Origin of the sequence: Biformimicrobium ophioploci, assembly GCF_030270605.1 — a bacterium.
GTDB classification, from domain to species: Bacteria; Pseudomonadota; Gammaproteobacteria; order Pseudomonadales; family Cellvibrionaceae; genus Biformimicrobium; species Biformimicrobium ophioploci.
In genome coordinates this window covers 167,181-189,520 of the sequence record NZ_BSYJ01000003.1, presented here as the reverse complement: position 1 = coordinate 189,520, position 22,340 = coordinate 167,181, and the positions used below count along the sequence as shown (strand labels likewise).

The 22,340-nt window shown below is 58.7% G+C and carries 20 protein-coding genes; 15 read left to right on the top strand and 5 right to left on the bottom strand.

Annotation, left to right across the window (positions count from 1 at the left end):
• Positions 1-49: 49 nt before the first annotated feature.
• Positions 50-2,623, top strand: a complete 2,574-nt coding sequence (locus tag QSJ80_RS07545; protein WP_285763821.1) for a transporter substrate-binding domain-containing protein — start codon at positions 50-52, stop codon at positions 2,621-2,623.
• A 23-nt stretch (positions 2,624-2,646) separates the two neighbouring features.
• Here QSJ80_RS07545 and QSJ80_RS07540 read toward each other — a convergent pair whose 3' ends face one another.
• The 3 genes from QSJ80_RS07540 to QSJ80_RS07530 all read right to left on the bottom strand — a co-directional run bounded on the left by QSJ80_RS07540 (position 2,647) and on the right by QSJ80_RS07530 (position 4,869).
• Entirely contained in the window at positions 2,647-3,243 is a 597-nt protein-coding gene (locus QSJ80_RS07540) for a Yip1 family protein (RefSeq protein ID WP_285763820.1), read from the bottom strand.
• Positions 3,244-3,591: 348 nt separating this feature from the next.
• Entirely contained in the window at positions 3,592-4,659 is a 1,068-nt protein-coding gene (locus tag QSJ80_RS07535) for a branched-chain amino acid aminotransferase (RefSeq protein ID WP_285763819.1), read from the bottom strand.
• Between the two features lie 21 nt (positions 4,660-4,680).
• Complete coding sequence (locus QSJ80_RS07530; RefSeq protein WP_285763818.1) at positions 4,681-4,869, bottom strand: hypothetical protein; 189 nt, start codon at positions 4,867-4,869, stop codon at positions 4,681-4,683.
• Between the two features lie 480 nt (positions 4,870-5,349).
• Between QSJ80_RS07530 and QSJ80_RS07525 the strand changes: the two genes are divergently transcribed.
• Positions 5,350-6,624 carry a hypothetical protein gene (locus tag QSJ80_RS07525; protein WP_285763817.1) on the top strand — a complete coding sequence of 425 codons (1,275 nt, stop codon included), beginning with the start codon at positions 5,350-5,352 and terminating at the stop codon, positions 6,622-6,624.
• Between the two features lie 223 nt (positions 6,625-6,847).
• Here the strand turns inward: QSJ80_RS07525 and QSJ80_RS07520 are convergent, their stop codons facing one another.
• A complete protein-coding gene (locus tag QSJ80_RS07520; RefSeq protein WP_285763816.1) occupies positions 6,848-7,531 on the bottom strand; it encodes a hypothetical protein in 684 nt (227 codons plus the stop codon).
• Here QSJ80_RS07520 and QSJ80_RS07515 point away from each other — a divergent pair.
• The 12 genes from QSJ80_RS07515 (at position 7,530) to QSJ80_RS07460 (ending at position 20,511) form a co-directional block, all read left to right on the top strand.
• Entirely contained in the window at positions 7,530-7,955 is a 426-nt protein-coding gene (locus QSJ80_RS07515; protein ID WP_285763815.1) for a hypothetical protein, read from the top strand. The genes QSJ80_RS07520 and QSJ80_RS07515 overlap by 2 nt on opposite strands.
• A 54-nt stretch (positions 7,956-8,009) precedes the next feature.
• Entirely contained in the window at positions 8,010-9,206 is a 1,197-nt protein-coding gene (locus QSJ80_RS07510; RefSeq protein ID WP_285763814.1) for a hypothetical protein, read from the top strand.
• 36 nt (positions 9,207-9,242) lie between these two features.
• On the top strand, positions 9,243-10,805 hold the full coding sequence (locus QSJ80_RS07505; protein WP_285763813.1) for a tetratricopeptide repeat protein: 1,563 nt from the start codon (positions 9,243-9,245) through the stop codon (positions 10,803-10,805).
• 189 nt (positions 10,806-10,994) lie between these two features.
• Positions 10,995-13,094 carry a PEGA domain-containing protein gene (locus QSJ80_RS07500; RefSeq protein ID WP_285763812.1) on the top strand — a complete coding sequence of 700 codons (2,100 nt, stop codon included), beginning with the start codon at positions 10,995-10,997 and terminating at the stop codon, positions 13,092-13,094.
• A 4-nt stretch (positions 13,095-13,098) separates the two neighbouring features.
• Entirely contained in the window at positions 13,099-13,353 is a 255-nt protein-coding gene (locus tag QSJ80_RS07495) for a hypothetical protein (RefSeq protein WP_285763811.1), read from the top strand.
• Positions 13,354-13,377: 24 nt separating this feature from the next.
• Positions 13,378-14,172 (top strand): MotA/TolQ/ExbB proton channel family protein, encoded by a 795-nt coding sequence (locus QSJ80_RS07490; protein WP_285763810.1) that lies wholly within the window; start codon positions 13,378-13,380, stop codon positions 14,170-14,172.
• 37 nt (positions 14,173-14,209) lie between these two features.
• Positions 14,210-15,502, top strand: a complete 1,293-nt coding sequence (locus QSJ80_RS07485; protein ID WP_285763809.1) for a hypothetical protein — start codon at positions 14,210-14,212, stop codon at positions 15,500-15,502.
• Between the two features lies 1 nt (position 15,503).
• Positions 15,504-16,586, top strand: coding sequence for a VWA domain-containing protein (locus tag QSJ80_RS07480; RefSeq protein ID WP_285763808.1), 1,083 nt, complete (start codon positions 15,504-15,506; stop codon positions 16,584-16,586).
• A 33-nt stretch (positions 16,587-16,619) separates the two neighbouring features.
• The gene (locus tag QSJ80_RS07475; RefSeq protein WP_285763807.1) at positions 16,620-17,624 is read left to right on the top strand and encodes a vWA domain-containing protein; all 1,005 of its coding nucleotides are present in this window, start codon (positions 16,620-16,622) and stop codon (positions 17,622-17,624) included.
• 61 nt (positions 17,625-17,685) lie between these two features.
• Entirely contained in the window at positions 17,686-18,357 is a 672-nt protein-coding gene (locus tag QSJ80_RS07470) for a hypothetical protein (protein ID WP_285763806.1), read from the top strand.
• Positions 18,354-19,034 (top strand): hypothetical protein, encoded by a 681-nt coding sequence (locus QSJ80_RS07465; RefSeq protein WP_285763805.1) that lies wholly within the window; start codon positions 18,354-18,356, stop codon positions 19,032-19,034. The genes QSJ80_RS07470 and QSJ80_RS07465 overlap by 4 nt, the downstream gene beginning before the upstream one ends.
• 31 nt (positions 19,035-19,065) lie before the next feature.
• Positions 19,066-20,511, top strand: a complete 1,446-nt coding sequence (locus QSJ80_RS07460) for a M48 family metalloprotease (protein WP_285763804.1) — start codon at positions 19,066-19,068, stop codon at positions 20,509-20,511.
• An 89-nt stretch (positions 20,512-20,600) separates the two neighbouring features.
• Here QSJ80_RS07460 and QSJ80_RS07455 read toward each other — a convergent pair whose 3' ends face one another.
• Positions 20,601-21,743 (bottom strand): PQQ-dependent sugar dehydrogenase, encoded by a 1,143-nt coding sequence (locus tag QSJ80_RS07455; RefSeq protein ID WP_285763803.1) that lies wholly within the window; start codon positions 21,741-21,743, stop codon positions 20,601-20,603.
• A 127-nt stretch (positions 21,744-21,870) separates the two neighbouring features.
• Here QSJ80_RS07455 and QSJ80_RS07450 point away from each other — a divergent pair, with 127 nt between their 5' ends.
• A complete protein-coding gene (locus tag QSJ80_RS07450) occupies positions 21,871-22,338 on the top strand; it encodes a hypothetical protein (RefSeq protein ID WP_285763802.1) in 468 nt (155 codons plus the stop codon).
• The last annotated feature ends 2 nt before the right edge of the window (positions 22,339-22,340 follow it).

The following is a 22,340-nucleotide window of genomic DNA, read 5'->3' as shown; positions in this document are numbered from 1 at the left end:
ACTCCCGTCTACACTTTAAGCATCTGTACCAGTCCGTGGGGAAGACGTGGTGAAACTCCTCTTCCGGCTTGCCGGTTTGCTTTTTCTGATGACAGCGGCCATCTCCTGTGCGCCCGACCGCCCGCCTGAGGACAGCGGCGCAGCTCCGGATGTGCGCAGTACCATGAACACCGAGTCCCGGGCGACGGATGAAACTCCCGGGGCAACAGAGCCCGAACAGGCGCAGCCGGCCGACACGGCTGATACCGGCATTGAAAAAGAACCCGTCGCGAAAGAGGAAAATCAAACTGAAAAAGCCAAAGACAAGAGCGCTGTAAAAGATCCGGAGTCCAAACCAGATTTGCCGGAAATGGTCCTGCCGGAAACCACGCCCCATACCGGCGCCTACCGCCATGCCAACCCGGACAACGCGCCTAATTCAGCATATCTGCTTAACAGCGAACTGTTCGACGACCTCGGCCCAAAGGGATTCGAGGTCTACCTGCTGGACAGGTTCGAGAATTACGAGGAGTTTGGTGATCTCGAGGCGCTGAAAAAGCGCGGCAAGCTGCGTATCCTGGTAGACGCCTACAGTATGAGCGCCCTGCACCGGGGCGCGACCCAGCAGGATATTGAAATTGAGGAGGCCCGCAAAATTGCAGAGGAGCTTGGCCTGTTCCCGGTGTTCCTGCTGGTCAATACCTTCTCCGATCTAGTGCCGGCATTACTGGCAGGCAAGGGCGACCTGATCGCCAACAATCTCACCATCACAGAAGACCGTCTGTACAAAATAGACTTTTCCTATCCAACCATCAGTACCCGGGTGGTCCTGGTATCAAGAAAAGATGAGCCCGAGGTGAAAAAAGATGCTCCCCTTCGAGGGAAGATCCTCACGATCACGGCGGGTACCAGTTACGAAGCATTCGGCGAGTCCCTGCGGGAAAGACATTCCGGTATGGTACTGACACACAGCCCACGCAATTTTGTCGACCTGGCCATCGATGTCGCATTGGAACATTCCGATTTCACCATGCTGGACGAGCATATCTTCGACCTGGTCAAGCAATACCGGGACGATCTAAAGGTCAACAAGCGCTACCCGCAACAACAGCTTCTGGCATGGGGTATCAGGAAGAACTCCCCGGATCTGCTCAAGGCGATCAACCAGCATGTTCGCCAGCGTTTGCTGACCTATGGACGTGTCGACCGCTATATCGGCGACCTGAAAGGCATCAAACAGCGCGGCGTTTTAAGGGTCTTGTTGCGCAACCGTACCGGCGTCTACCACATGTGGAAAGGCCGTATCATGGGGTTTGAGTACAACACCCTCAAGGACTTTGCTGATTATCTCGGCGTACGCCTGGATGTGGAAGTCGCACCGGCCAATGAAAAGCTGATCCCGATGCTACTGGAAGGCAAGGGGGATATTGTTGCCAACTTTATGGCAATTACCGAGCGTCGCAAGAAAATGGGGGTAGCCTTCAGCGACCCCTATCACAGTGCGAAGGTCGGCATCGTGGCGCGCAAGGATGACATGATCAACTCGGTGGAGGATTTGCAGGGCCGCACTATCCACATCCGAAAAAGCAGCAGTCACTACCCCATTGTGATGGAGCTCAAGAAACAGTACCCGACAATCAAGGTACAGCTGGCACCGGAGGAAATGGAAACCGTACAGATCATCGACCGGGTCGCAGAGGGCAAATATGACCTGACCATGTCCGACAACCATATCGTCCAGCTGGAGCGCACCTGGCGCGACGATATCCACTTTGCCCTGGATCTCGACCACGATCATGACCATGGCTGGATTGTCCGCGACGGAAATGACGAGTTGCTCGCCGCACTCAATAAGTTCCTGACGGAAAAGGAAGTGCGCAGTGATCTGGCAACGCGTATCAAACGTTACTTCAAGAACCCCAAGCGGAGTCGCCCGGAAATCACCAAGCTCAAGGACGACGGCAGTATTTCCCCCTATGACGATCTGGTAAAGAAATATGCGGAGCCGGCAGACTTCGACTGGCGCCTCATTACCGCGCAGATGTTCCAGGAGAGTATGTTCGATCCCAAAGCGAAATCCTGGGTCGGTGCGCGGGGCCTGATGCAGGTCATGCCGGCCACCGGCAGGCAGGTGGGAATCAGCAACCTGTTTGACCCGGAGAACAGTGTCAAGGCCGGGATCAAGTATATGGACTGGCTCTACCGTAAATTTGACAGCAAGGGCATCACACCGGAAAACATGATGTGGTTTACCCTGGCCTCCTATAACGCGGGCCTGGGGCATGTCTACGATGCACAGGACCTGGCCGAGCAAAAGGGCTGGGACCGCAAGATCTGGTTCGACAATGTCGAGAAAGCCATGCTGCTCCTGTCCGACCCGAAATATTACAAGCGCGCCCGATACGGCTACGCCCGCGGCACCGAGCCGGTACAGTACGTGCAGAAGATTTCAGAACGGTTCAGGTCCTATGTAAAACTGCTGGATGCGCATCAGCGCAACAAGGAAGCCATTGGTTACCTGCGTTTCCACGGTCTGCTGTTTAGCTGGCAATGGCTACTCGAGAAAGATATCGCACGCAGGAATGTGGCGGAGCAAAAGTATCGCTCTGAAGAAAAGGCAATGACCCGGTTCCCCGGGTCATAAACGGAGGCCCGTACCTAACCGAATTAAACGAAGGTAGGCTCGGCCACGAACGCCCAGAAGAGTACGGTGCCAACCATCACCAGTACCGCAGCGATCAGGCCAACCATCACCACTGCACTGGAGAACAGGAAGCCCCTATCCTCGGAAACACCGGTCATGATCGGGATACCCAGGTACAACAGGTAGAGTGAATAGCCCACCGCCACTGTGGCGATGATGATATCCAGCCAGAATACCGGATAGGCGCCTGCCACGCCGGCAAGCAGGATCGGCGCGGCCGTGTAAGTCGCAATGACAATGCCTTTCATCGGGTAGGTTTTACCGCCATAGGTTTTGGCCATCCAATGGATAAAATAGCCAATCCCGCAGACGCCGGCGATCATGGCGACATAAAAAACTGCCACCAGACTCAATGCGCTGTCTGCCGAGATCCGCACCAGCTCGCCATCACCAACACGCCAGCCGACTTCAGTAGTACCGAAATACCAGGCAACCGCGGGGATCAATGATAGGATCACGATAAATGGAACATGGCGCTTCAGGCTCTCATCAGGTATGGCGCCAATGGATTGCCACTCTTTGCGTGGCTGATAGAAAAGACCAACTAAGTGATTCAGCATAATACCGCCCTCTTGTCAGAGGAACGTCTGCAAAAACCACAAGGGCTATTTGAACTTGAGAGGTCACACGGATACCGCACACCCGACGGCAAGGCCTGTAAACAGACGTGAAGCCGGGCTAACCGAGCTATTTCCCCCTCGTTACTGCTGTCAAAACGGCAAGCCACCCGGGCTAAACGAGAAGTTCCAGCTTTTATATTTATGCACTTCCTTTTTTAACAGCTGGGTTCCCCACGTCAACGGTTTGTTTAACAAAACGCCGCCTCTGTCGGGCGGCGTTTCCTTGGGAAACAGTTTTGGCGCAATTTGATACATTGCACCACAACCTTATGTTGAATGGCGCGCTCGTCAGGGCGAGGCTGGCTCGACCTGCTGCATCCAGCCAAACGGATCTTCCGCGCGGCCCTCCTGGATATCCAGCAGCGCGCTCCGCAAGGCCGTTGATACCGGGCCCGGTACTTGCGGCAAGCTGACGGAATGACCGGCATCGCCGATTACGCTGATGGGGCTGATTATCGCCGCGGTACCACAAGCGAATGCTTCGGAACAGGTCCCGGACCCGATCAGCGCAAGCAGGTCGTCTATATCCATCTCCCGTTCATGCACCCGGTAACCCAGCGTTCCGGCGAGTTCGATCAATGAGTCCCGGGTCACGCCCTCCAGGATGGAGCCACTGAGCTTCGGCGTATGCAGCTGCCCGTCAATCACCGCAAAGAAGTTCATTCCGGAAAGCTCCTCGATCTGCTTGCGATCCGAGGGGCTCAACCACAGGGACTGGTCGTAACCGCGCGCTTTCAGCTGTGCAACGCTCTGCAGGGAGGCGGCATAGTTACCCCCGACCTTGGCATCGCCGGTGCCCCCCAGAGCCGCCCGGGTGTCATCACGCTCGATCCAGACCCGCATATTACCGCTGTGGTAGGCCTCTGAAGGGCTGGCGATCACATAGAACTCGTAGATATTGCTGGCCGAAACCGAAAGATCCGGCTGCGTACCGATCAGCAGCGGACGCAGGTACAGCGACTCGCCGCTGGCAGCGGGAATCAGGTAGGCACAATAAGCTGTCACGCACCGGACTGCTTCCAGGAACATGCCCTCCGGAATCTCAGGCATACACAGGCGCCTGGCCGAGTAAGCCATGCGGCGCGCATTTTTCTCCGGCCTGAACAGGCCAATGCTGCCGTCCACACGACGATAGGCTTTCATGCCCTCGAAACAGGTCTGCGCGTAGTGCAGCACCTTGGCCGCGGGATCGATCTGCAGCGGCCCATAGGGGATCAGCTCGCCGCCAGACCAGCAGCCGTCCTGGTAAACGGCCCGGAACATGACCGGCGCCATGACACTGCCAAATCCCAGTCGCTCCGGCGCCTCAAACCCGCGTAGCCGTTCGGCAACCTCCGGACTGATTGCGATGCTCATCTTCCAACTCCCACCAGGGTTTCAATGCATTCCTACGGGCGCGGGGGTGCATTCCAGCGCCGGCTCAATGGGAAGATTATGGCCGCGACAAGGCTCCATTCCAAATAATTTTGCATGCAAACCCGCAGCAAAAACGGATAAAAATGCGCCAAAAGCCCGCACCACAACAAAACCGGCCCAAATATCCATTTTATTTAGGATGTGAATCATTATCGGTACCCCCGATTCCACCCGGTGCGAAATACCGCTCCGTCTGCCCTGAAGGGGGTACTGCAAAATTCTGGCGCGCCTGCCAACCTGAGATTAACCATCCGCTTACCAGTACCCGAACGCGAGATACGCGCCGCAAACCCCATCACACCTTCGTCGCCGCGCAAAGGCGCCCGCCAACTCGGCCAAACTCCTCTATGCGGATCACACGCCGGTCGTTTACCTCAACGGGGAAAAAAAAAGCCTTGGCTATACTCGAAAACAGAGGCGGAAAAGTTTACCGATTTTCGCGACAGTGCGACCGAAACTGATTTCGTGAGTTTCATTTTTGGCAAGGTAAACGACCCAATTTTTCTCCGGACACTGGCGCACGGGATACAAGAAAATGAATTCCGTGCAGTGTGAGGAACTGAGGCCCTCGACCTAAATCCAATAGGAAGTTGGGTCGGGAGAAGTAACAGGGAAGAGAAGTGGTTCACCGTGAAAAAGCAAGTTAGTCGCAGCGTTTTTGCATTCAGTGCCACCCTCCTGGCTGCCAGCCAGTTGGGCACTTTTGCCTATGCGGATAACCCGCCGAAGAGTTACATCGATGCCGTCGAAGCACCTTCCGTAACCACCAAACGGCAGCTCAGGCCTTCTGAAGCCGTAGAGCGGTATCGCCAAATGGTGGAGGAAGTCGAGGCAGTCGAGGGCGCTTATGGCAACGGCCTGGACGAGCACCTGATCGGGCTGGGTTCCGCCCTGCAGGAAATGGGTGCCCACGAAGAGGCAATCGACCACTTCAAGCGTGCGATGCTGGTCAACCGCGTCAACGAGGGGCTCTACTCCTTGAACCAGGCGCCAATCATCGAACGGATGATCGAAAGTAATATCGCCATGGGCAACTGGGAAGGCGCGACCGATACCTACAGTTACCTTTTCTGGCTCAACAAGAAGAACTTCGGCGAAAACGATCCGCGCATGTTGCCGGTGATCAACAAGTTGAGTGCGTGGCACCTCCAGTCCTACATGGAGGAGAAAGGCGGCACCATGTTCGAGCATCTGGTGAATGCCACGAATCTCTACAAGCTGGCGGTCGACATCATTACCAATAACTTTGGCGAGGATGACCTGAGGCTGGTGGAAGCCCTGCGCGGTCTGAAGGCCTCGAATTATTACCTGGCAACCTACCGGGGCGAGCCAGCGCAGACAGTCACCGTCAATTCCAACTTTGGTCCCGGCGGCGATGTCCCGACTGCCGAGCAGGCCCGCTTCGACCACTACAAGTTGAACAGTTTCCGGAACGGACGCAATGCCATTACCCGCATCGTCGATGTGTACCAGAGAAACCCGGATGCCCCGCCTGCGGCATCCGCACGTGCCCAGGTTGAGCTCGCCGACTGGTACATGATGTTCAACAAGTGGAGCACCGCCAGGCGCACTTATGAACACGCCTACCAGGCGCTCTGGGACAACGGCGCGACCAATGACGAAATGACAGAGATATTCGGCCAGCCTACCGCGCTGCCCGATTTGCCGATGATCGACCCTGACGAAGAGACCGGTGCGGAGCAGTATGTCCTGGTTTCCTTTGATGTCACCGAATTTGGCAAGGCCCGCAATGTACAGATCCTGGATTCAGGCCCGGCAGATTCTGTGTCGACCCGCTCCAAGGTTCGCAAACTTTTGAGAAACGCAAAATTCCGGCCGCGCTTTGCTGGCGGCGAGCCGGTCCTGACCAGAGGCGTCGTACAGCGGTTCGTGTTCGATGACTAATTAAGACGGCGGGCAGTCAGACGCCCGCCAGATAAACACTGGAGAGCATAATGGCTGTATTTAACCCCAAAAGGATTGTGGGGCTGCGGGGCGCTGCGTCCTGTATTGTTCTGGGCATCCTAGTGAGTGGCTGCAATACCCAGCAGACGCAACAGCAGCCACCGGCCATGCCATCGCAGCCATCCTCCAGCTCACCGAGCTCTTCTTCGCCGAGCAGTCCCTCTCAGCCGAGCTCCTCCTCGTCTTCGAGTAGCCGGCAGAGCCAGAGCCGGAGCTCAAGCAGCATGCCGAGCCCAAGCATGCCGAGCCCCAGTTCGCCCAGCAGTTCCAGCTCGTCACCCAATGTTTCCGTCTCCAGCAGTGATATGCCGAGCATGCCCAGCATGCCGACCATCGAAAGTGGCAGCGAGAGTGGCGAGCAAAGCAGCACCAGCAGTAGCCAGCAACAGGGAGAAGGCAGCCAGGGCGCCGAGAGTTCACGGCGCAGCGGCATGCCTGGCGATGGCTCGCCCGAGCAGGCCCGGAGCCGTAAAAGCAGCCAGTCACAGGGTGGAGAGGACAGCGAAGAGTACAGCGAGTTTGAGCCAGACCCCAGCTCCGAGAGCAAAGGCCAGCCACCGGAAGAAATTGACTTCTCCGAGGAAGAGCAGACCAACCCGAGTAATGCTTCAAGCTCCTCTTCCAGTTCTTCATCCAGTTCATCGAGTGCTTCCAGTGCGTCGTCGAGCAGCGCTGCCAGTGCGTCCTCGGCCAGCAGCGCATCCTCCGCGAGTAGCGCCGCCTCGAGACAATCCGCGTCCTCTGCCAGTGCCGGCAGCCCCGGCAGTAGCAGCAGTGCGCCAAATGAATCCCCGATGAGTGCCCAGGAGCGATTGGAACAGCTTGAAGGCGAGCTTGATTCAACCATGGCCAGTTACGACGGCATGATCCTGCGCGAGCGGGATTACGTCCGCAATAAACCGGCCAGCAGCGCGGAAGAAGATGGTGAAACACCGCCTGAAGAAATCCCGCCGGGTGAATCACTGGAAGACCTGATTGACGAGGCAGAAGCCGCATTACCGCCACCGCCACCCTCTGGCGAAGGCGGTTCCGGCCCGGAACAGAACAATTCCAGTGGCCAGGCCACAGGCCCCGGGCTCCCCACCAAGGGTCGCAAGGGTGAATTTGACCACAGTGGCAGTGCGGGTGTGGTCCCGGCAGATATTCCTTCCGGCAACGATGATGATGTAGTCGCCCGTCAGATTCGCGAAGCGGCAACCCGGGAAAAGGATCCGGAACTCCGTGAAAAACTCTGGGAAGAATACCGGAAGTACAAAAACCAGCAGAAGTAATTTAAACCGGCGTCAGCCGGACAAACTTAAGGACCTGAGATTCAAGGAAGAGCCATGCCTGCCCTTGCACCTGAAAAAAAATTATTCGCGACGCTGTCGGCCCTGCTGATGGCACTGGCGCTCGGCGCCTGCACTTCGCACACCGTGAAGACCACCGCCTTTGACCCGCTGGATGTGGCAAAGGAAGAGGTGCCGGAAGAGTACCTGCTTGATGTGGGGATCGTGCAATTCGATGCCGGACTGGAAGACGTGGAGCTGGATGAAGACACCCTGGTCTTCCCGGAACTGCGCAAGGCCGAATCGCGTTTTATTGCCGTCACCCTGACAGAAGCCCTGCAACGCAGCTCCGGCTGGGGCGCAGTGCGCGTTGTACCCAATGCCGGCACGGCTGTGGATGTGGTGGTCGATGGCAGGATCCTCAAATCGGACGGCGAAACCCTGACGGTCGAAGTCTCAGTGCGGGATTCCCGCGGCGGACTTTGGTTCACCCGTGAATATACAGAAGTGGCCTCCCGCTATGCCTACGACCCCAAACACCCCACCGAGGGTGACGCCTTCCAGGGCCTGTACAACCGCATCGCCAATGACTTGCTGCGCCACAGGCGCAGCCTGAGCAAACAACAGATCGCGAACCTGCGCACCATCTCGGAGATCCGTTTCGCGCGGGACTTCGTCCCGGACGCCTTTGACCGCCACCTGGTGCGCGACGGGGCCGGCATGTACCACCTCAAATCCCTGCCGGCGGAGAGTGATCCCACACTGGGCCGCATTCGCCGTATTCGGGAACGCGACTACCTGTTTATCGACACCCTGCAGGACCATTACGGGACTTTCGTGAAATCCATGGAAATGCCCTACAAGCAGTGGCGCGCGTTGAGTTATGACGAAGTGGTGGAAATGCGTGAGCTGCGCCGCAAGGCCCGCAACAACACCATCATGGGGGCCGCTGCCATCATCGGTGGTATTGCCGCCGCCGGATCCGGCAGTGGTGCGGCAAGGCAGGCCGGTAATGTCGCTGTGGCCGGTGGGGGCTATATGGTCAAGGCAGGCTTCGACCGACGCGCGGAAGCCAAGATGCATATCGAAGCCCTGCAGGAACTGGGCGACTCCATGGAAGCAGAAGTTGAACCGCGCATCGTCGAGCTCGAGGATCGCACCATCACGCTCTCCGGCAGTGTGGAAACCCAGTATCGACAGTGGCGCGACATACTCCAGGAAATGTATGAGGCCGAGACAGGCGGTATGCAGTAGGAATGAGTCACTGAGTAACGAGCCACTGAAAGCGCTATGAATAAAGATCAGAAAAGCGGCATACAGCATGACATCATCCGCCCGGCCGATGTCGCCCTCAATAGCGAGGCAGCAGAGGCCGGTCCGGAGCCTGTTTCCGCAACACCCCGGGCTACAAAGCAATCTGGCGGCTACAGAAACCTTATTATTGGCACCGCGCTTTCCGGCATGTTCGTTGCCGTATTCTGGGGGCTGCCCAGGCTGGTGCCGGAACCAAAGCCGATCGTGATCCAGCCCGCCCAGCAGGCATCCCCCGCGCCCGCTGCCAAGGTCGCGCAGAGCTCACCATTTACCGAGGCTGAGATTGCCAACCAGCGCCGCCGTGTACAGGAAATCCTGCAGGACATCATGGACCTCAAGGAGGACCTGGAAGAACGGCAGGTACAGGCCTGGGCCAATGATGCCTATGAGGCGGCAGCTGCGCTGGCGAAGGAAGCAGACGGCATCTATCGCCAGCGTCGTTTCAACGACGCACTGGCGCAGTATGAAAAATCCCTGACTGCCTTCCAGGCTTTGCGCGACAGCATTCCCGAGCGGCTGGAGCAGCTGATCAGCCAGGGTTTTGATGCGATCGACAGCGGCGATGCAGAAACCGCAACACAGTCGTTCGATACCGTGCTGACCATGTCGAAAGACCACCCCCGCGGCCTTCGTGGCGCCGACCGCAGCAAACTGCTTCCAGACCTTTGGCCAGATGTATTGGCAGCGCAACAAACATTCGCCGGTGGCCAACTGGACAAGGCACTGCAGCATGTGCAGGCGGCCCTCGAGATCGACCCGGACACCAGCCGCGCCGTGGCGTTGCTGCCCCGTATACGCCAGGCCATCACCGACAGGGACTACGATGCAGCCATGTCTGAGGGCTACGCCGCCCTGGCGGCGGGGAATTTCAAAACAGCACGCACCAGGTTCAGCGCCGCTGCCAAACTCAAGCCGCAGGAAACAGCACCTGCAACAGGCCTCGAACAGGCAAAGACCGGCATTACGCGACAATTGATCCAGGACAAGATTGCACAGGCGGGTAAGCAGGAAAAGTCCGAGAACTGGCAACAGGCACTGGCGCTTTACCAGGCACTGTTGAAGCAGGACAGCAGCCTGGTCGATGCGCACACCGGCAAGGCCCGCTCCACCGCGCGCGCCATGCTCGATACCCGGCTCGAAAAGACACTCGAGGATCCTCTGATTCTCGGTGACGCAAAGAACAACCGAATCGCCCGTGACCTCCTGGGCGAGGCTCGCCAGGTACGCGACCGCAACCCCGGTTCGCCGCGCCTGGAAGCACAGATCAGTAAACTGGAAACGGCCCTGACGCAGGCAGCCATTCCGGTGGCGATCACCTTGCAATCCGACAACATGACCGATGTTGTCATCTATCGCGTCGGCTCGATGGGGAATTTTTCCTCCAAGGCCGTCGCCCTGAAACCGGGACGCTATGTCGCGGTCGGACGTCGCGATGGATACCGCGACGTGCGAAGGGAATTTACTGTTACTCCGAGTGACAAAGAACAGGTAATCGTGATTCAGTGCGGCGAAAAAGTTATCGCCAGCGCCAGCGGTTAAATGCACCTGTCATAACAACTTGCCAAACCAGGGTCATTCTTCCCGCCGGCGCCTAAGCCTTAATTATGTCGCGCGTTTGGTCATAGTGCGCTAAACGGCGTCTAGACTCGACAAGCTGATGTCACAAATCCTGGTAATTGATTTTCACACCAGGTTCATGCGCCCGCACAGGGAGAGGAAGGGAACGCAATGGCGTCGAAGTCTGATAAAGAAATAAATACGCATACCAATCCTGCCGATGCAGATCCTGCGGTTGTCCAGGTGCTGGATTTCAACCCGGCATCCGGCGATGTCAAACGCAAGGGATTCCGGCTTTCCGGCAAAACCGTTTCCGCATCGCTGCTGATGCTGGTTGCGCTTGCCGCACTCACCTATCTGGTCAGCGCCCGCTCGTTGATCTTCGATACCGACCCGGAAAACGCCGACATCCAGCTGAGCGGCCTGCACTTCCGGCTTGGCGAGGGCTTCCTGTTGATGCCCGGTGATTACCAGTACCGCATCGTGGCAGATGGCTATCTCGATAGCGAAGGTACTGTCTCTGTCACCAGCGACAACCACACCCGCCACGCTGTCGAGATGCAGAAGAAGCCCGGCCACCTGAACGTGGTCACCGAACCCGGCACTACCGTCGAGGTGCTGATCGATGGCGAACCCGCGGGCACAGCGCCCGGTGTAATCCGCAACATTGCGCACGGCGTGCATACCGTGACCCTGCGCAACGAGCGCTACCTGGATCACATCGTGGAAGTCGACGTGACCGGCCTGGACCAGGTACAGGACCTGACTGCGAAACTGGAGCCCGCCTGGGCGAATGTTGCGCTGGACACGGTTCCGTCGGGCGCGACTGTCACCGTCGATGACAGAGTCATTGGCACCACGCCACTCGACGCCGAACTTATCCAGGGCAAGCGCAAGCTGACCTTTACCCTGCCCGACCGCAAGCCAACCGAGCTGGAGCTGGATATCGTGGCTGGCATCGCCCAGGCGCCGGCACCGGTCACCCTGCCCCTCGCAGACGGCACGCTGTATGTGCGCTCCACACCATCCGGTGCCAGTATCACCCTGAACGGGGAGTACCTGGGCAAGACACCGGCCACGCTGGACCTGGCCCCCGGGCAGAAACACAAGCTGCAGTTTTTCAAGGATGGCTACAAGCGGGTACAGGAGACCGTCGAGGTGGGCACCGGCGCGGTGGACAACCTTGCCGTCAACCTGAAAGCGCTGTTCGGCCAGGTGCGGGTCTCCGCCAAGCCTGCCGATGCGAAGCTGTTTGTCGATGGAAAACCGGTTGGCTTCGCCAACCAGACTCTCAAGCTACCCGCCCGTCCGCACAAGATCAGTGTGCGCAAGGCCGGCTACGAAACCTATGAAACCGCCGTGATTCCGAGCGCGGACCTCGACCAACGCATCGACACCAAGTTGATGACCGTGGAGCAGGCGCGTTGGTCCCGCGTTCCGCCCACCATTGAGACCAGGGCCGGCGGCAAACTGAAGCTGTTCCGTCCGCAGGCTGAATTCACCATGGGCGCCTCGCGGCGCGAACAGGGCCGCCGCGCGAATGAGGCGCTGCGCAATATCGCCCTCGACCGGCCCTTCTATATCGGTGTCACTGAAGTGACCAACCGCGAGTTCCGCCGCTTCAAGCGCATGCACACCTCGAGCCATATCCAGGGCGTGAGCCTCGATAACGACCCCTACCCGGTGGTTCGCATCAGCTGGAACGACGCGGCTCTCTACTGCAACTGGCTGAGTGAGCAGGAAGGCCTGCAACCGGTTTACAAAGTCGAGAAAGACAAGGTCGTAGGCTTCGATGCCAAAGCCAATGGCTATCGGATGCCAACGGAGGCCGAGTGGGCCTGGGCTGCACGCTTCGCCGGAGAGAAACAACGGAAGTTCCCGTGGGGTGATGACCTGCCGATCGTGGAACAGGCCGGTAACTTTGCCGACCTGTCTGCCGCCAACATAGTGCCGGCAATCCTGCAGAACTACCGCGACAATTTCCCGGCAACCGCGCCGGTCGGCTCGTTCCGCCCGAACCCGGTGGGCCTTTATGACCTGGGCGGTAACGTCTCCGAGTGGATTCACGACCTCTACAGCATCGGTACCGGGCTTTCCACCAAGCGCGAGCGCAACCCGGTTGGCCCCGGTGACGGCGACTACCACGTGATTCGCGATGCAAGCTGGCGGCACGCCAGCGTAACGGAACTGCGCCTGAGCTACCGGGATTACGGAGCGGACGGGCGCGAGGACGTCGGCTTCCGCCTGGCGCGCTGGGTCGACCAGGAGTAAGGGAATGAAACGCCTATCAGTATTGATCGCCCTGATGTTTGCGCTACCTGCGCTGGCCAGCCAGGCCCAGACAGACAATAAGCAGACAGACGACAAGCAAGCGACAGCGGAAGCAAAGCCGGCAAAGGAAACCGCGGCCAGTGCCCCAGTTGAGGAAAAAAAACCGCCGCTGATGCCGAACCAACCGAAAAACAAGGAATACAAGCCTACAGAGGAGATCTCCGAAGATCTCTCCGTGTCCTATCCGGTGGACATCTGACGGCCGTTAATTGAGGAAAAAACCATGAATAGCAAGTCCTCGGATTTTATGTTCCAGATCTTCGCCCTGATCGGTGCGGTGATTCTGGTGCATGCAGTCTACGTCACCGTCATCCGCCCTAATGCGGATGCCCTGATCGCGGAGCAGATGGCGCGAGAGGCTGCTGGCGAAACCTATATACAGCAGCGCTCTCTGTACATCGTGATGCGGGATTACGAGCAGGAGGCCTGTTTTGTCCTCATGTTGTGGGCATTCGCAATCATGGGCCTGAAGGCACAGCGCACCATGCGCGAACGCAAGCTGCTGGACAAGTCGCTGCTCAATGTGAATGAGGGCACCACGGTATTGCCTGAGGACGCGCGCGACCTGTCGCGTCCCATCCAGGCCCTGCCGGAGGAGGAGCGCGACTATCTGCTGCCGCGCACCCTGCTGACGGCACTGCAGCGATTCGGCTCGTCGCGGGACATAGACGCAGCTTCCAACTCGATCCGCGAGAGTTGCGATACCGAAGGGGACCGGCTGGATTCAGAACTGGCTATGGTGCGCTACATCACCTGGGCCATTCCATCGATCGGCTTTATCGGCACCGTGCGCGGTATCGGCGAGGCCCTGGCGCAGGCGCACAAGGCGGTACAGGGCGACATTGCCGGCGTGACTGTAAGTCTGGGCGTGGCCTTCAACTCCACTTTTATCGCGCTGGTCATCAGCATCGTCATCATGTTTTTCACCCACCAGCTGCAACTCATGCAGGAGCGACTGGTACTGGACACGCACAACTACTGCGATAACCGGCTGGTCAGGTTCCTGAAAGTCAGCTGATTTGAGCAACGATAATACTCGCAGAGGCAAGTGAAAAATGAAGCAAGGTGTTCTGGAAATTAACGACTGCGGCTTGCGTGTTTTCGCTGGTAACCAGCCGATCCTGCTCAGCCCCGGTATCGCCATTGTCGAACAGAACCGGATAGTCACCGGCGCAGACGCCCTCGGCCAGGTGCGGACCAACCCGCTCAGGGCAAACGACCAGTTCTGGCGCCGGCTGAGCCTGGAAAGCCTGCAGAGCGACAATAACAGCTGCCGCCATCACGCGGACCTCGCATTCGCCCACCTGCGCGCCATCGCCGAGGAGTGCCAGGCACCGGAAGAGCTGGTGTTGGCGGTGCCCGGTAATTTCACCCGTGAGCAACTCGGGCTGCTGCTGGGCATTATTCGGGAGAGCCCGTTCAACGTCTGCGGTCTGGTCGACAGCGCCGTGGCCTGCCTGAGCCAGTTTGCACCGCCCGGAAAGCACCTGCACCTGGACCTGCAATTGCACCAGGCACTGATCAGCAAGGTATCGGTGACCGAAGGCGTGGTGCTGGAAGGCGTGGAAGCGGTTCCGGGTGCCGGGCGCAACGACTTCCTGCACGCCTGGGCCAAGGTATTCATCGATGAATTCATCATGCAGAGCCGCTTCGACCCGCACCACTCCGCTGCGTCTGAGCAACGCCTCTACGACCAGCTGCCTGCCTGGGTGGAATCCGCGGTACATCAGGGCGAAGTTCTGGCAGAGCTCGATGGGCGTACGGCCAAGGTAGGACTCGGCCAATTGCATGGCGCCAGTGCGCCGATCATCGCGCAGATCCGCAGTGCGCTGCAGTCCAACTCCAGTGAGGGCGGTATCGTCTTTCTTTCACACCTTTGGAAAGAGATCCCCGGAGCGCCGCACATTGTCAGTGGTGCCGAACTGCTGCCATCCCATGCCATCGCCACCTCCATCCAGCGGCGCTGGCAGGAAATCGCCAGCGACCCGGAAGCCCTGCGCCACGTCATCCTGCTGAGCGCCACCAAAAAGTCCGAACTACCGCAGCGGCTGACCAGCTCCCGTATTACCAGTGCCACGCACCTGCTGCATGGGCACAAGGCCATTTCCGCCGAACGCCCGCTGTTTATCAGCTTCAGCGAGGGCCTGCTGGAGATTTCAGACAAGCCGCCGACGCACCCGGCAGCGACAGTGACGGAACACGGCGGGATACTGGCCATGCGCGTAGATGCCGATGCGCGCCTTACCCTGAACGGTGAATCCATCGCAGCACCAGTGAGCCTGAATGCCGGCGACCTGATCGGCAGTTCCGACCACGCAGGCTCCATTACAGCGATCAGCGTGGAATAGCATGGCGCGAAGAAAACGCAGGTTCAACGCATTCAGCCTCTCGTTCCTCGACATCATGTCGTGCGGGTTCGGTGCTGTTGCGCTGATTTTCCTGATCATCAAGCACGATGCCGACAACCAGGTGGTGGAGGTCAACCAGGACCTCAAGGCCGAAGTCAACCTACTCGAAGAGGAGGTTACTTTTGGCCGCGAGCAGCTGGTGCTGGCGCGCAACACCCTGGATACCGTCAGTGACGACCTTGCTGACGCACAGGGCCTGGCGCGTCGCATTCAGGAGCAAATCGACGACGTGCGCGGCAATATTGCTGAGATTGACTCCAGCGACCTGGAGCTGGACATCAAGAAGCTGCAGGAAAAAATCAAGAAAATGGAGGACGCCAAGGAAAAGCTCGAAGCGGAGAACCGGCAGCTCGGCAACAACGTGCGCAAGTTCATCGGTGATGGCGACCGCCAGTACCTCACCGGTCTCAAGCTTGGCGGCGACAGGGTCCTGATTCTCATGGATCGTTCCGCCAGTATGCTGGGAGACAAACTTATCAATGTCATCCGGCGCCGCAACATGTCGACGCGTGAGAAGCGCGCGTCACCAAAATGGGTGCGCAGTATTGATACCGTTTCCTGGATCAGCGCGCAGCTGCCAAGCGACAGCCGCTACCAGATCTATGCCTTCAATACGGAAGTCGAGTCTGCAATACCGGGAACAGAGGGCAACTGGCTCAATATCGACGACCGCGACCAGCTGGATCAGGCAATTGAGAATGTTCGCGAGATGGTGCCCGAAAACGGTACCAGCCTCGAGCGGGTATTCGCCGCAGTACGCCAGCTGTCGCCGATGCCGGACAACATCATCCTGTTGACCGACGGCCTGCCGACCCAGGGCATGGAACGGCCGAAAGCCAACAATATCAGCGGCCGGGATCGCATCAAGCTGTTCCAGCGTGCGGTCAAGCTGCTGCCTGAATCCATCCCGGTCAATGTGATTCTCGCACCCATGGAAGGTGACCCCTACGCCGCCAGCGAGTTCTGGCGCCTGGCGCAGGATACCAGGGGATCCTTCCTCAGCCCCTCCAGGGACTGGCCCTGATTACAGCGTGGCGCCCATGCAAGGAGAGATGGCGTGAAAAAGAAAAGGCGTGGACAAGAGGAGATCAGCGTTTCCTTCCTGGACGTGATCTGCTGTGGCTTTGGCGCCATTGTACTGCTGTTGATGATTGCCAAAACCGTGGACCAGCTGCCGCTTGAGGAGTCCGAAGTGGATCTCGACGGGCAGGTTCGCCTCCTCACGGAGCAACTGAACACGATTCGCGGCGAGACACGCGTTTACAACCGCGATCTCAACGCCAAACGCGAACAGCTCGATATCGAGCGCGCCCGCATCGCCAACCTGCGCGGCAAACTGGAAACCCTGGAAGCGCTATATGCGAAACGGACCGAAGGCGAAAGCGAGACCGGCAAGATCAAGGGCGAGCTGACCATCGCCCTGCAGAGCCTCACCGACGAGATGAAGCGCCTGCTCGGTGAGAATTACCAGCGCAAGAACAATGTGATCGGCGGCATCCCCGTTGATAGTGAGTACATCGTCTTCATCATCGACACCTCCGGCAGTATGTTCAATTACGGCTGGGACCGCATGATCGATGAGATGGTCAATACCCTGGACCTCTATCCTAGCGTCAAGGGCATACAGGTACTGAATGACATGGGCGATTACATGTTCCCGAATTACCGGGGCAAGTGGATTCCGGATACACCCGGCCGCCGCCGCGCGATCCTGAGCCGCATCAAGAACTGGAACCCGTTCAGTAACTCCAGCCCGGTGGAAGGTATCCAGCGAGCGGTGAGGACCTTCTACGACCCGAACAAGAAGATCAGCCTCTATGTACTGGGCGATGAGTTTACCGGGCGCTCCATCCAGCGGGTGGTGCAGGCGGTGGATCGCGTCAATGCGCAACGCGGTGAGGACCACCGCATGGTACGCATTCACGCCATCGGCTTTCCGATTCAGTTTGCACGGCCCAAACACCTGCAGACCACCGGCCTGCGCTTCGCCGCGCTGATGCGGGAACTGACCTACCGCAACGGCGGTACTTTTGTGGGACTGAACGACTACAAGTCTTATTGATGAAAATTTGACGGGAATCCGGGCGCAAACCCGGTTCGGCATCCAGGGACAGGAGCCAGATATGTTTGAGAATTTGCGGAAAATTCGCCCCCTGACATTTTTCGGGGCAGTAATGACGGCACTTGCCCTTGCCGGCTGTACCCACTCGGTCCGGGTAGACGGGACTTTTCCCGCACCGGTGGGCAAGACACATCCCATGACGGTCGGGCTGTATTTTTCACCAGACTTCCGCAATTTCACTTACGTGGACAACAGTGAGGATCGCGAGGACTGGAATATCAATACCGGCAAGGCCCAGTACAACCTGTTCAATACGGTGCTGGGCTCCATGTTCGACAGCTCGGTGCAGCTGGCGCAGTACCCGGCTTCTGTCCCGGGCAATGTCGATATCGTGATAGTGCCGGAGGTGCGCGAACTGCAATTCACCATGCCGCGGGAAACGCGCGTCAACATCTTCGAGGTCTGGATCAAGTACGACATGCACGCCTATAACGCCCAGGGCGAGAGCGTGGCTGACTGGGTGATTACCGCCTACGGCAAGACCCCGACCGCATTCCTGAAGTCCGAGGAGGATGCCCTCGCCCAGGCAATCAATATCGCCCTGAGGGACGCTGGCGCGACACTGTATCTGGGCTTCAATCGCGTTCCCGAATTACAGGCCTTCCTGGCAGCGCCGCGTCGTGCGGTCAGCCTGCGAGACGAGGCTCCCGAAAACGAAGGAGAGGTTCAATGAATTCGTTTTACAAAATTCCGTCACTGCTGGGCGGCCTGCTGCTGGCAACCGGTTTCCTTGGTGGCTGCACAACGGTCTCCATTGATGAATATCGCAGAAGTGCGGGTGAACTGGATGCAGGCGATTCCGTCGTGATTCTCGGCCGGCGCCATTCCAGCGATTACGAAACCGAACCCAGCCTGATTAGCTGTGTCGGCAACGAGCTCGACAACGGCAAAAGCATTCGTGTGATTTCCGAAAGCCAGTTCGTAGACGCGCTCTATCCCTGGTTTGAACCGCGCACCGCGCCGATGCACATGAAGTCCCTGGATCGACTACTGGAGATCCCCGGGGTACAGGAGCGCCTCGATAATTACGGGGTGAAATACATTGTCTGGATCGATGGCAACACCGAGACCACCGACAGTGCCGGCTCCATTGGCTGCTCCATCGGTACAGCCGGCGCCGGCTGCTTCGGCTTTGGCACCTGGGACAAGGAATCCGACTACGAGGCAGCCATCTGGAATTTCCGCGATCGGGAAGTTTCCGGAAAGATCAGTGCGGATGCGCAGGGCACCTCCTATATGCCCGCAATTGTGGTGCCCATCCCCCTCATTGCAAGAGTGCAGACGAATGCCTGCAAGGGCATCGCGGCACAACTTGAAGACTTCCTGATGCCCGCAGGCGCGGGCACATGACCGGATATAAATAAAGACTGGAGAGCAAACCATGAACCGTAAAATTGCAGGCGTGCTGGGTATTGCGACCCTGTCGCTATCGCTGCTCGCCGGCTGCTCCTTTAACCCGGCCACCAACCGGCCCGATCTGGTGTTGATGTCCGAGTCCAAGGAGCTGGAGATCGGCAAGGAGATGCACGAGAAGATCCTGGAAAGCACACCGATATACCGGGATCCTGTGCTCAATGCCTACGTCGACCACGTTGGCCAGAAAGTGGCAGTGGCCAGTGATCGTCCCGAGCTGAAATATACGTTCACGATCATCGACAGCCAGGATATCAACGCCTTCGCCCTGCCCGGCGGCTATATCTATATCAATCGCGGCCTGCTCACCTACCTGCACTCGGAGGCAGAAATGGCGGCAGTGCTCGCGCACGAGGTGGGCCACATTACCGCGCGCCACGCCGTACGCCAGAAAACTGCAGCGGCGGGTGCCAGTGTGCTTTCAGTCATGTCTGTACTGGCCACCGGCAGCGGCATGGTGGGCGATGTCACCAAACTCTGGAGCACGGCAGCGGTCAAGGGCTATGGACGTGACATGGAGCTCGAAGCGGACCGCTTCGGGGCCCAGTACCTGTTCAATGCCGGGTATGACCCCGAAGCCATGATTAACGTAATCGCCCTGCTCAAGGACCAGGAGACTTTTGCCCGGCGCCGCGCCCGCATCGAGGGCAAGAAGCAGCAGACCTACCACGGCGTGTTTGCCACGCACCCGCGCAACGACCTGCGCCTGCAGGAAGTGGTGCGTGCAGCCGGTGACCTGCCGGAAGAAAGCAAGATCGTCAAGGTGGAGAATTACCGGGAAAAGACCGAAGGCATTATTTACGGTAACAACACAGCTGCCGGCGCCAAGAATCGCTACAACCATGCCAAGCTCGGTTTCTCGTTGCTGTTCCCGGATGGCTGGAAAGTGGAAAACCAGCGCAGCGCCATCGTGGGAACCTCTCCCAACAACGATGCGAAAATCACCATCCGCGTGGATCACCGCAAGAACCAGCCCGCGGACATGGCCCTACGTGAGGCCTACGATGTGCGCAAACTGGAGGATGACCAGGCCCTGCAGCAATACCGCCTGACAGGGCACACCGGCAAACTGCCGGAGGGCAGCACCGATGCACCGGACCGTGTCGCGGTCATCTATTTCGGCAGCCGCCAGTACCTGCTGGAAGGCAAGGTGCTGGAAGCGCGGGAGGAGACGAACTACGACGACATGTTCCTGACCAGTATCCGAAGCTTCAGGCCGCTGCAGAAAACCGATCTGGTGCAGAAGGACGTAAAACGTATTCACTACGTCAGGGCCAACGAAAAAACCACGTTCGAGGCACTGGCGCGGCACGCCGACATCGGCACCTATCCGGAAGAGCAATTACGCCTGCTCAATGGGTACTATCCAAGGGGTGAGCCGAAGCCCGGTGACTGGATCAAGATCGTGAAGTGAGCGGACCTGAACGGTCCAGAGTCAGGGCAAACGGAAGGCTGCGGGCGCGGGGAAGCGCCGCAGCCTTTTTTATATCAACGTGTTTCTTATCAGCGCGGCTCGAGCTTTAACAGCTTGCCCTCGATACTGTCGGTCAGCAGGTAAATGGCCCCGTCCGGCCCCACACGCACATCGCGAATGCGCTCATTGAGGTCGGAGAGTAACACCTGCTGCGCAACCGCCTTGCCACCCTCCATGTCCACCAGACGCAGGTGACGGCCCGCCAGCGCCGCTACCAGCAGGTCCCCGTCCCACTGCGGGAACAGGTCACCGCGGTATATCGCAAGGCCCGCGGGTGCGATTGACGGAGTCCAGTGCATCAGGGGCTGCTCCATGCCCTCGTATTCGGTAAACGGCGAAATGATCGCGCCAGAGTAATCCACACCGTAGGTGATTACCGGCCAGCCGTAGTTTTTGCCAGCCTGCAGGATATTGACCTCATCGCCACCGCGCGGGCCATGTTCATGCATGATGACGCTGTCACTGGCCGCGTCGTAAACCAGGCCCTGCGGGTTACGATGGCCATAAGTCCAGACCTTGGCGCCGGCTCCCTTGCTGCTGGCGTAGGGATTGTCCGCCGGCACGCTGCCATCGCGATTGATGCGCACTACCTTGCCCAGCAGGCCATCCAGTTTCTGCGCGTCCTCACGCATATCGAAGCCGTCACCGGTAGTCAGCAGCAGTGTGCCATCGGGCAGGAAGGCCATGCGCCCGCCAAAATGGGCCGGGGTATCCTTGAGCGGCTCCACGGTAAACACCGGCTCCAGGTTTTCCAGCTGACCATCGCGCAGGGTTGCCCGGCTGAGCCGCGTGCCGTTGGCCTTATCGGTGCCATGCGCGTAGGAGATAAAAATTTCGCCTGTTTGCGCAAAATCGGGCGCGGGCATTGCTTCGAACAGGCCGCCCTGGCTTTTGACGTAGATTTCCGGAAGCCCACCGACTTCGCGCAGGTTGCCGCCGTCCGCATCCAGCATTACCAGGCGTCCGCCACGCTCGGCCACGAGCATGCGCCCATCCGGGAGGAAGGACAGCCCCCAGGGTAACTGCAGTTCGGTATTCAGCTCGGTAACGGTAAACGCATCGCTATTGATCTCCGCACCCAGCGGAACCTCTTGCGGCGGTTCAGCGGTCGCCGCGCCGGCAAACAGGGCCAGGGACATAAAGCCCGCCCATGCATTGATTTTAACTGGCACTTGCGCACTCCTTTTATTTTTCCGGAAACTATAACGCAGAACCCGTAACCACTACAGGGATTGTGGTTATCGCAGCGGCCCTGCCGGACCCTTCGCGCAGCGCCAAACTTGTGCCATAGTCTTCACCATGAATAAAGAAAAAACCGCGATTCGCAAGTCAGTGGTACTCCTGTCCTACCTGTGCGCCGTAGTCGTTGCCTTCCTGTTGAGCAGTGTTATCCATACCCAGGTAGTCCTGTCTGGCCTTGCCGAACTCGGTGTACAAATTGGCTGGCAGGACCGCTTGGTGGCGACAGGCCGCGACATCGCGGGGCTGATGCCGGGCTACGGCACGGTGATTGCCATTGGACTTGCGGCAGGGTTTCTGGTGATGGGCCTGTTGCGCCGGTTCACCGGCCTGCCTGCCACGATTGTCTACCCCGCGGGCGGTGTGATCGCCTACCTGGTTTTCCTGGCCGCGATGCACCCGATCTTCAATGTCAGCCTGATCGCCAGTACCCGCGGCATGTGGGGGTTCCTGGGGCAGTGCGTGGCAGGTCTCGCGGCGGGCCTGGTATTTGCTTCCGGTTGCCAGCGGGCCGTAAAAGCCGGCTAAGC

Coding starts and splice junctions, on each gene's coding strand:
- QSJ80_RS07540 (WP_285763820.1), bottom strand. CDS start 3,243: ATGCTGAATCACTTAGTTGGTCTTTTCTATCAGCCACGCAAAGAGTGG.
- QSJ80_RS07535 (WP_285763819.1), bottom strand. CDS start 4,659: ATGAGCATCGCAATCAGTCCGGAGGTTGCCGAACGGCTACGCGGGTTT.
- QSJ80_RS07530 (WP_285763818.1), bottom strand. CDS start 4,869: ATGATTCACATCCTAAATAAAATGGATATTTGGGCCGGTTTTGTTGTG.
- QSJ80_RS07515 (WP_285763815.1), top strand. CDS start 7,530: ATGGCCAGTTACGACGGCATGATCCTGCGCGAGCGGGATTACGTCCGC.
- QSJ80_RS07520 (WP_285763816.1), bottom strand. CDS start 7,531: ATGGTTGAATCAAGCTCGCCTTCAAGCTGTTCCAATCGCTCCTGGGCA.
- QSJ80_RS07510 (WP_285763814.1), top strand. CDS start 8,010: ATGCCTGCCCTTGCACCTGAAAAAAAATTATTCGCGACGCTGTCGGCC.
- QSJ80_RS07505 (WP_285763813.1), top strand. CDS start 9,243: ATGAATAAAGATCAGAAAAGCGGCATACAGCATGACATCATCCGCCCG.
- QSJ80_RS07500 (WP_285763812.1), top strand. CDS start 10,995: ATGGCGTCGAAGTCTGATAAAGAAATAAATACGCATACCAATCCTGCC.
- QSJ80_RS07495 (WP_285763811.1), top strand. CDS start 13,099: ATGAAACGCCTATCAGTATTGATCGCCCTGATGTTTGCGCTACCTGCG.
- QSJ80_RS07490 (WP_285763810.1), top strand. CDS start 13,378: ATGAATAGCAAGTCCTCGGATTTTATGTTCCAGATCTTCGCCCTGATC.
- QSJ80_RS07485 (WP_285763809.1), top strand. CDS start 14,210: ATGAAGCAAGGTGTTCTGGAAATTAACGACTGCGGCTTGCGTGTTTTC.
- QSJ80_RS07480 (WP_285763808.1), top strand. CDS start 15,504: ATGGCGCGAAGAAAACGCAGGTTCAACGCATTCAGCCTCTCGTTCCTC.
- QSJ80_RS07470 (WP_285763806.1), top strand. CDS start 17,686: ATGTTTGAGAATTTGCGGAAAATTCGCCCCCTGACATTTTTCGGGGCA.
- QSJ80_RS07465 (WP_285763805.1), top strand. CDS start 18,354: ATGAATTCGTTTTACAAAATTCCGTCACTGCTGGGCGGCCTGCTGCTG.
- QSJ80_RS07460 (WP_285763804.1), top strand. CDS start 19,066: ATGAACCGTAAAATTGCAGGCGTGCTGGGTATTGCGACCCTGTCGCTA.
- QSJ80_RS07450 (WP_285763802.1), top strand. CDS start 21,871: ATGAATAAAGAAAAAACCGCGATTCGCAAGTCAGTGGTACTCCTGTCC.